Origin of the sequence: Streptomyces cupreus (assembly GCF_014257025.1) — a bacterium.
Classification (GTDB): domain Bacteria; phylum Actinomycetota; class Actinomycetes; order Streptomycetales; family Streptomycetaceae; genus Streptomyces; species Streptomyces cupreus.
On record NZ_JACMSF010000154.1, the window covers coordinates 1 to 1,837 of the forward strand.

The following is a 1,837-nucleotide window of genomic DNA, read 5'->3' on the forward strand; positions in this document are numbered from 1 at the left end:
GCCATGTTCATCCTTCGAAGCGGTAACCCATGCCGGGTTCGGTGATGAGGTGCCGGGGGTGCGAGGGGTCCGCTTCGAGCTTGCGGCGCAGTTGGGCCATGTAGACGCGCAGATAGTTGGTCTTGCTGCTCCGGGAGAGCCCCCAGACCTCCTGGAGCAGGTGCTTGTGTGTGATGAGCCGGCCCTGGTTGGTGACCAGGATCTCCAGGAGGTGCCATTCCGTGGGCGTCAGCCGCACATCGCGGCCGTCCCGGACGGCCCGCTTGGCGAGCAGGTCGATGGTGAACCCGTCCGTCTCCACCAGCGTGAGCTCCGGCGCGCCCGGCGGCGTCTCGGTACGGCGGACGGCGGCCCGCAGCCGGGCCATGAGCTCATCCATGCTGAACGGCTTGGTGACGTAGTCGTCGGCGCCCGCGTCGAGCGCGGCGACCTTCTCCTCGGACGCCTGACGGGCGGACAGGACCAGGATCGGCACTCGGGTCCAGCCGCGCAGGGCCCTGATCACATCGACGCCGTCCATGTCGGGCAGGCCGAGGTCGAGCATCACCACGTCCGGCTGACGGGCGGCCGCCAGCCGCAGGGCCGTCGCGCCGTCCGGGGCCGCGTCGACTCCGTACCGGCGCGCCCGCATGTTGATCAGGAGAGCCCGGACGAGCTGGGGGTCGTCTTCCACGACCAGCACGCGGGTCATCGATGTGCGCCTTTCCGGTCGTACGGTGGGCCTTGGACTTCGTGACGACGGCAGCCGACGGAAGCCCGAAGTGCTCCGGGCCACCGGCTCTCCGGCCCCAGCCCTGGCGTCAGCTCCTCGCCACGAGTTCCTTGAGCGCGATGTTGAGTTCGAGGACGTTCACGCGGGGTTCGCCGATGAAGCCGAGGGTGCGGCTCTCGGTGTGGTCCGCGACCAGCTTCTCCACCCGCGCCACGGACAGGCCGTTGCGCTCGGCGACCCGGTGGACCTGGAGGTCCGCGTAGGCCGGGGAGATGTCGGGGTCGAGGCCCGATGCGGAGGAGGTGACCGCGTCGGCCGGTACGTCGGTCGGCTTGACCTTGTAGTCGGCCGTCGAGTTCTCCTTGACGACCTTGGCCTTGGCCTCCTTGACCCACTTGATGAGTTCCGGGTTGTCACCGGAGCGGTTCGTCGCGCCGGAAAGGATCAGCGTGTACTGGGTGTTGACCGAGTTTTCACCCAGTCCGTTGGCGGGCCGCGGTTGGAAGTCGTCGAGGCTGTAGCCCTGTTGACCGATCAGGGACGAGCCGACGACCTTTCCGTCCGCCTTGATCTCCGAGCCGTTCGCCTTGTCGTTGAACAGCGCCTGGGCCACACCTGTGACGGCCAGCGGATAGAGGACGCCTGTGAGCACGGTCAACACGAGCAGCGCCCTGAGGCCTGCCCCGAGCAACCGGCCGGTGTTCACAACGGAGTTGTTCATGTGCCTTCACCACGCTTTCAAGAAATTACAGCCCGGGTATCAGCGAGATGAGCAGGTCGATGATCTTGATGCCGATGAATGGGGCGATCAGCCCGCCCAGGCCGTAGATCCCGAGGTTGCGGCGGAGCATCTTGTCTGCGCTGACCGGCCGGTACTGCACGCCCTTCAGGGCGAGCGGCACCAGGGCGATGATGATCAGCGCGTTGAAGACGACCGCGGACAGGATCGCGGAGTCCGGTGAGGACAGGTTCATGATGTTGAGCCTGTCCAGGCCCGGGTAGACCGCCGCGAACAGCGCGGGGATGATCGCGAAGTACTTCGCGACGTCGTTGGCGATGGAGAACGTCGTCAAGGCGCCCCGGGTGATGAGGAGTTGCTTGCCGATCTCGACGATCTCGATGAGC

The 1,837-nt window shown here is 66.7% G+C and carries 2 protein-coding genes and 1 pseudogene; all 3 read right to left on the reverse strand.

The window, feature by feature from the left end:
- Nucleotides 1-7 precede the first annotated feature (7 nt).
- On the reverse strand, nucleotides 8-691 hold the full coding sequence (locus H4N64_RS44030) for a response regulator (protein ID WP_186288239.1): 684 nt from the start codon (nucleotides 689-691) through the stop codon (nucleotides 8-10).
- A 109-nt stretch (nucleotides 692-800) separates the two neighbouring features.
- The gene (locus tag H4N64_RS44035) at nucleotides 801-1,433 is read right to left on the reverse strand and encodes a potassium-transporting ATPase subunit C (RefSeq protein WP_186288240.1); all 633 of its coding nucleotides are present in this window, start codon (nucleotides 1,431-1,433) and stop codon (nucleotides 801-803) included.
- A 25-nt stretch (nucleotides 1,434-1,458) separates the two neighbouring features.
- Nucleotides 1,459-1,837: pseudogene (locus H4N64_RS44040) on the reverse strand (potassium-transporting ATPase subunit B); the annotation flags it as partial.

What these genes read in the sequence shown, in the direction of transcription:
- H4N64_RS44030 (WP_186288239.1), bottom strand. Translation starts at nt 691, where the DNA reads ATGACCCGCGTGCTGGTCGTGGAAGACGACCCCCAGCTCGTCCGGGCT.
- H4N64_RS44035 (WP_186288240.1), bottom strand. Translation starts at nt 1,433, where the DNA reads ATGAACAACTCCGTTGTGAACACCGGCCGGTTGCTCGGGGCAGGCCTC.